General features: G+C 73.4%; 6 protein-coding genes. 3 read left to right on the top strand and 3 right to left on the bottom strand.

Going from position 1 to position 6,916, the window contains the following annotated elements:
• Positions 1-73: 73 nt before the first annotated feature.
• A complete protein-coding gene (locus ITI46_RS32240) occupies positions 74-1,516 on the top strand; it encodes a GH1 family beta-glucosidase (protein WP_209243491.1) in 1,443 nt (480 codons plus the stop codon).
• Between the two features lie 17 nt (positions 1,517-1,533).
• Here the strand turns inward: ITI46_RS32240 and ITI46_RS32235 are convergent, their stop codons facing one another.
• Both ITI46_RS32235 and ITI46_RS32230 read right to left on the bottom strand, forming a co-directional pair.
• Complete coding sequence (locus tag ITI46_RS32235; RefSeq protein ID WP_209243490.1) at positions 1,534-2,079, bottom strand: DUF488 domain-containing protein; 546 nt, start codon at positions 2,077-2,079, stop codon at positions 1,534-1,536.
• Positions 2,080-2,125: 46 nt separating this feature from the next.
• Positions 2,126-3,226, bottom strand: coding sequence for an NAD(P)/FAD-dependent oxidoreductase (locus ITI46_RS32230; RefSeq protein WP_209243489.1), 1,101 nt, complete (start codon positions 3,224-3,226; stop codon positions 2,126-2,128).
• A gap of 80 nt (positions 3,227-3,306) precedes the next feature.
• On the opposite strand from ITI46_RS32230, the gene ITI46_RS32225 reads away from it, so the two are divergent.
• Entirely contained in the window at positions 3,307-3,897 is a 591-nt protein-coding gene (locus tag ITI46_RS32225; RefSeq protein WP_209243488.1) for a helix-turn-helix domain-containing protein, read from the top strand.
• A gap of 263 nt (positions 3,898-4,160) precedes the next feature.
• Here ITI46_RS32225 and ITI46_RS32220 read toward each other — a convergent pair whose 3' ends face one another.
• Positions 4,161-5,069: a phosphatidylinositol-specific phospholipase C gene (locus ITI46_RS32220; RefSeq protein WP_209243487.1), complete on the bottom strand. Its 909-nt coding sequence runs from the start codon at positions 5,067-5,069 to the stop codon at positions 4,161-4,163.
• A gap of 319 nt (positions 5,070-5,388) precedes the next feature.
• Here ITI46_RS32220 and ITI46_RS32215 point away from each other — a divergent pair.
• On the top strand, positions 5,389-6,916 hold a 1,528-nt coding region (locus ITI46_RS32215; RefSeq protein ID WP_209243486.1), incomplete at its 3' end, for a DHA2 family efflux MFS transporter permease subunit.

Below are 6,916 nucleotides of genomic sequence, written 5' to 3'. Positions count from 1 at the left end.
CCCTTCTCCCTCAACCCCCGCACCACGCCGAACCAGGGCACGGCCGTGCCCGCACAACTCCGGGAGCGCTCCTATGACATCCGTGCAGGCCGACACCTCGACGGACACCGCCGCCCCTCTCCGCTTCCCCGCCGGCTTCCTGTGGGGCGCTGCCACCGCCGCGTACCAGATCGAGGGCGCGGTACGGGAGGACGGGCGCACCCCGTCCATCTGGGACACCTTCTCCCACACCCCGGGGAAGGTGTCCGGCGGCCACACCGGGGACGTGGCCTGCGACCACTACCACCGCTACCGGGACGATGTGGCGCTGATGGCCGAACTGGGCCTGGGTGCCTACCGCTTCTCGGTGTCCTGGCCCCGCGTCCAGCCGACCGGACGGGGCCCCGCCGCACAGCGCGGGCTCGACTTCTACCGCGCGCTCACCGATGAGCTCCTCACCGCGGGCATCACCCCGGCCCTCACGCTCTACCACTGGGACCTCCCCCAGGAGCTGGAGGACGCCGGCGGCTGGCCGGAGCGCGAGACGGCGTACCGCTTCGCGGAGTACGCGGGCCTCGTCGCCGAAGCGCTCGGCGACCGCGCAGAGCTGTGGACCACCCTCAACGAGCCGTGGTGCAGCGCCTTTCTGGGCTACGGCTCCGGGGTGCACGCGCCGGGGCGTACGGACCCCGTCGCGGCGCTGCGCGCTGCCCACCATCTCAACCTCGGCCACGGCCTGGCCGTCCAGTCGCTGCGCGCGGCCCTACCGAAGACCGCCCGGGTCGCGGTCAGCCTCAACCCGTCCGCCGTGCGCCCCCGTACCGAGTCACCGGCCGACCAGGACGCGGCCCGCCGGATCGACGCGCTGGCCAACCGGGTGTTCACCGGGCCCATGCTGCACGGCGCGTACGACGCGGACCTGCTGGACGACACCGCTCACCTCACCGACTGGTCCTTCGTCCAGGACGGCGACCCGGGCCTCGCCCACCAGCCGCTCGACGGTCTCGGCGTCAACTACTACACACCCGCCGTGGTCTCCACAGCGCCGGACGGCACCGCGCCGGAGCGCAACGACGGGCACGGGGGCGGGGCGCACTCGCCCTGGCCGGGCGCCGACCAGGTCGCCTTCCACCAGCCGCCCGGCAACCGGACCGCCATGGGGTGGAGCATCGACCCGGGCGGTCTGACCGAACTGCTCCTCCGCTTCCACCGCGAGGCTCCCGGAACGCCGCTCTACGTGACGGAGAACGGCGCCTCCTACCCCGACGTCCCGGACGCGGAGGGCCGGTTCCACGACCCCGCGCGCATCACCTACGTCCACCGCCATCTGCAGGCCGTGCACCGGGCCATCCAGGAGGGGGCCGATGTACGCGGCTACTTCGTGTGGTCGCTGATGGACAACTTCGAGTGGGCGTGGGGCTACGACAAACGCTTCGGCATGGTGCACGTCGACTACGACACCCAGCAGCGCACCCCGAAATCCAGCGCCTCCTGGTACGCCCGCATCGCCCGATCGGGGGAACTGCCCCCGGAGTGAGCCCGAGCCGGGCCGCGCTACGGCTCGCCGTTCTCCCTGTCGTAGACCAGCAGTCCGTCGTCCCGCAGCCGGGCCCCCGGGGTGGGCGGGTGTTCGGTGAGGCGGCCGTCGTGGGCGAGGTGGAGCACGGTCCGGCCCCGGGCCAGTACGGCGAAGTCGGCGATGATCCGCCGGTGGCAGCGCCACCACACCGACTCACCGCACATCACGGCTGTGCGGGTCCGTGCGGCGTCGCGCAGCAGCTCGTCCATGGCGGCGAGGAACTCCGGGCTGCGGGTGTGTCCGGCGTAACCCCGGAAGGAGGCGTTGCGCCAGAAGGTGTCGGGTGCGTCCGGCGCCGCCCGCCGGAAGCCGCCGAGCCGCTTCTCCCAGCGGTAGTCGATGCCCCGCTCGGGGAGCCAGGCGCTGAGGGCTTCGCGGTGCGCGTCGGGGTTGTGGCGGCTGCCCGGTGCGGTCCGTACGTCCACCACGGACCGCACCCCGGCGCCGTCCAGCAGCCGGGACAGTTCGTCCCGTCCGGCGGTGCCGTGGCCGACGGTCAGCAGCGGCTGCACGCTCTCCACCCGCCCAGGATGCCACCGGCCCGGCCCCGCGGCCGGGCCGGGCGCTTCACAGTCCGTGGCGGCGCTCTCCCGCCACGAGTTCGCCGACCCGGGCCTCGGTCGCGGGCGAGAACGCGCTCGAGGACGGGCTCCGGTGTGCGGCGACCGCGCGGCGGGTCTCCTCGGCGACGAGGTCAGCGTTGATCTGGGCCGCCGCGGCCGCGCCGGCCGCCGCCGAGTTGCCGACCTGCGCCGCGAGATCGGTGGCGTTGCCCGCGACCCACACCCCGGGCACGTCGGTACGGCCGTTCGCGTCGGCCGCAAGGTGGGTGCCCATCCCCGTCGGGTGCTCCACCGGCCGCAGCCCCAGCGGTGCCAGAAAGCCGGCGCGTGCCACCATGCGCGGCGCCACGGCCAGCGCCTCACGGGCCACGAGCGTGCCGTCGGCGAGCCGGACGCCCCTCAGCAGGTCCTCGGCGACCTCCAGGGCCGCCACCTCGCCGTCGACCACGCGGATCCCCCGCGCTGCCAGCTGCTCCGCCTCCTCGCCGGCCGGCGGCGGCATGGTGTGGGAGAAGACGGTGACATCGGCGCTCCACTGGCGGAACAGCAGCGCCTGGTGCACGCTCATCGGACTGCTGACCAGCACACCGATGGCCCGGTCCCGCACCTCCCAGCCATGGCAGTAGGGGCAGTGCAGCACATCGCGCCCCCAGCGCTCCCGCAGGCCCGGTACCACCGGCAGCTCGTCGGCGAGCCCGGTGGCCACGAGCAGACGCCGCGCCCGTACGGTCCGGCCGTCGGCCAGGGACACGGCGAACCCGGCATCCGCATCCGCGCGGACGGCTGCCTCGGCCGCCTCGGCCGCACCCACGGCCTCCGCTGCCTCCGTCGCCCCCGCCGCCTGCACCGCCTCGACCTCGCCGGGCGCGATGTGGCCGCCGTAACGACGGACGTCCGCCCGGCCCCGCTCCAGCAGCTCGGCCGGTGGGATGCCGTCGTGGCCCAGCAGCCCGTGTACGCCCTCGGCCGGGGCGTTGCGCGGGGTTCCGGCGTCGATCACCGCCACCGACCGCCGGGCCCGGGCCAGCATCAGCGCCCCGTTCAGTCCGGCGGCGCCACCGCCGATCACCACCACTTCATAGCCGTCTCTCAGCTGCTCGGTCATCGCGACCACCTCCGGGGACAACCGTGCGGGCCGGACCGGGAGAGCGGCAAACGCCTTTGCCGCTCTGGCAAGCTGGAGGTATGGACGACGACCTTGACCAAGCACTCGAAGCGGTCGGACCACGGCTGCGTGCCCTGCGCCGCAGGCGCGACACCACGCTGGCCGAGCTGTCGGCGCGGACCGGTATCTCGGTGAGCACCCTCTCCCGGCTGGAGTCCGGCAGCCGCCGCCCGACCCTGGAACTGCTGCTCCCGCTGGCCAAGGCGCACGGCGTGACGCTGGACGAGCTCGTCGACGCGCCGCCCACCGGCGACCCGCGCATCCATCTGCGGCCCGTCACCGCCCACGGGATGACCATGCTGCCCCTGACCCGCCGGGCCGGCGGTATCCAGGCGTACAAACTCGTCATCCCGCCCGACAGCTCCCCGCAGGACAACGAGCCGAAGACCCACGACGGCTACGACTGGGTCTATGTGCTCAACGGAAGGCTGCGGCTCATCCTGGGCGAACACGACCTGGAACTCGCGCCGGGCGAGGCCGCCGAGTTCGACACCCGCGTACCGCACTGGTTCGGCGCCGCCACCGCCGAACCCGTCGAAATCCTGAGCCTCTTCGGCCGCCAGGGCGAACGCGCCCACCTCCGCGCCCGCCCGAGCAAGCGTTCCGACTGAGCCGTCTCCGTACATCTTCAACCGTGCCGCCAACGAGGCGGCGCTCGTCCGGCCCGTCCGGCTCGCCGCCGGTCCGCCGGCGGCGCCGGGGAGTAACCGGCCGAACCGGTGACGTTCGTGACGCCGGGCAGGGCACCGGCGACGGGGTGCTCGTCGGGCGGAACCCCTCCGCGTAGGAGCGATGCGCATCGGCTCCGGCACCAGTCCGGGCAGCAGCGGGCGACCCCGGCGGAGGCGGCGCGGTGGACCGATTCGCCCGGGCGTTACGCTGCGGGCTGGTGCCTGAGGACGGCTTCGATGAGACCGGGCTCCCGCTGCGGGAAGTCCATCGGAACGATGCCGAGCCCGCTGCGCCCGGCCATCTCGGAGCCGTTGAGGAAGTCCCGTACCTGAGGGTTGAGCCGGTCGGCGTTCCAGGCCGGCGGCAGTCCGGCTGCCGTGCTCACGAAGTTGATGTAGCAGGGGCCGGGGTGCGCCGCCGCCTCGCGGAACTGGTCGGTGATCTTGGGGTACTTGGCGAACGGCTCGGCCTGGTAGTCGTCCTGGATGTCGAAGATCGCGGAGTCTCCCCAACGCACCCCCGGCAGCCCGCCGTTGTCGGCGAGGAGCACCACCTTGCCGCGCGCCTCACCCAGGGTCGGCAGCGCTCGGTCGAGCCGGAAGAGGGAACGCCAGCCCTTCTCGTCCAGATATACGTCGAAGATCCGCCGGAACTCCTCGTCGCCGGCCGACGAGTACTCCTGCTTGACCCGCATCAGGATGGTCTCGCCCGGATGCGCGGCCAGGAAGTCACGGCAGGCGATCAGCACATCGCCGAACATCAGGTGCTGGAAGAAGGCGCCGTGGTGGATGGCGAACACCCCGTCGATGGCCCGGCAGCGCACGTCCAGAAAGCGGATCCCGGCCGCCAACTGCTCGGCGATCGAGGTGTCCTGGCATTCCACCCAGGCCCCGCCGTGCCGCGCCCCCGAGTCGTGGCTGCCGGGAATCGTCAGCGCGCGCAGCTCCGTCGAAGCACCCAGCCCGGCCATCCAGTCCTGCGGTGCGACCCGGGTACGGGCACGAGCGCGCGTACCGCCCTGCGCCGCGGCCACGCCGCTGCCACCCGCGTACGCCAGCACCCCCGCCGCCGGCAGCACAGCCGTACCCCGCAAGAACGCCCGCCTGTCCATCTCCAACTCCCCCCGCCTCGCGCGCCGATGTCGCGGACATCATGATTCAGGGCGGGGTGCCGGGGAAGGGTGCGGCGGGAGTGGTGACCGGACGGCGGCTTCGCTGTGACGCGGTCACGACATCCCCGGCCGGGTCTTCCGGTGGCCCCTCACGCGAGCCGAGCCCCCACGTTCCGGCGCCCGGCGGCCATCGTGCGCGCCGGGGCGCCTGACCGGGCCTCTCCGAGTTCCGCCGTACGATCGCCGTACGATCGCCGGGCGGCAGGTGGTGGCGGGGAGGCCGCAGAAGGCGGAGGCAGAGCGGAGGCGGAGAGCGACCATGGAAGCGCGAGAGGACACGATGCCCGACGCCGGTTCCGTCGGCTTCCGGACCACCACCGGGCGCTGGGTCCTCCTGGCGACCGTACTCGGCTCGGCCATGGGCTTCCTCGACGCGACCGTCGTCAATGTGGCGCTGCCCGCGATCGGGCGGGACATCGGCGCTGATGTGTCCGAACTCCAGTGGGTGCTCGACGGCTATCTGCTCACCCTCGCCGCGCTCATCCTGCTCGGCGGTTCCCTCGCGGACCGCTACGGACGCAGACGGGTCTTCACCCTCGGGGTCGTCTGCTTCATGATCCCGTCGGTACTGTGCGCGGTGGCCCCGACCGCCGGGGTTCTCATCCTCGCCAGGGCGTTGCAGGGTGTCGGCGCCGCGCTGCTGACCCCCGGCAGCCTGGCCATCATCCAGGCGACCTACCGCGCGGCGGACCGGCCCTCGGCCATCGGCGCCTGGTCCGCGCTCACCGGGGTGGCCTCGGCGCTCGGTCCGATCGTCGGCGGCTATCTCATCGACGCCTTTTCATGGCGGTGGATCTTCCTCCTCAACGTCCCCATCGGCCTGTTCGTCGTCGCGGTCACCGCCCGCCGGGTTCCCGAGAGCCGCGACCCCGCAGCGACGGGGCGGCTGGACCTACGCGGCGCCGCGCTGGCCACCGTCGGGCTGGCCGGGATCACCTACGCGCTGATCGAGGGCCCGCGGGGTGAGTCGCCCGGCTGGCTGACCGGGGCCGCGCTCGTCCTCGGCCTCGGCGCGCTCACCGGCTTCGCGCAGACGGAGCGCCGGGCGACCAGCCCGATGCTGCCTCCTGGCGTCTTCACGGCACGTCAGTTCCTCAGCGCGAACGCCGTCACCTTCGTGGTGTACGCCGCGCTGGGCGGAGTCTTCTTCCTGCTGGTCGTCTTCCTGCAGACCTCTCTCGGCTACACCCCGCTGTACGCGGGCGCCGCCTCGCTGCCGGTGACGCTGCTGATGCTGGCGCTCTCCTCGCGGGCCGGGGCGCTGGCCCAGCGCATCGGGCCCCGCATCCCGCTGACGGTGGGGCCACTACTGCTGGCGGCGGGGATGCTGCTGATGCTCCGTATCCAGGTGGGAGAGGGCAGCCTGGGTGCCTACGCGGTGTCGGTGCTGCCGGCCGTCGTCGTCTTCGGTCTCGGCCTGACCACCACGGTCGCGCCGGTCACCGCCACGGCTCTGGCAGCGGCCCCCGCCGAGCACTCCGGCGTGGCGTCCGGTGTCAACAACGCTGTCTCCCGCGTCGCCCAGCTCGCCGCCGTCGCCGCGCTTCCCGTCCTCGCGGGTATCGGCGGCAGCGACTTCCAGGACCCACGGGCCTTCGCGGACGGCTTCCGCGCCGCCATGCTCATCACGGCCGGGCTCGCGGTGGCCGGTGCGCTTCTCGCCTTCGCCACGATTCGCAGCGATGTGCTGGCTCCGGCTGCGGCGCCGGAGCAGGCCGCGGAGGAGCGCCCGCACGTGCCCGCCGCCGAACCGTGCCCGTACGAGTGCCCGATGGCCGGCACGCCCC

It is taken from the genome of Streptomyces oryzae, assembly GCF_017676365.1.
Classification (GTDB): Bacteria; Actinomycetota; Actinomycetes; order Streptomycetales; family Streptomycetaceae; genus Streptomyces; species Streptomyces oryzae.
Note: the sequence above shows the minus strand (reverse complement) of the source record. Positions and strands in the feature narration are given on the sequence as shown.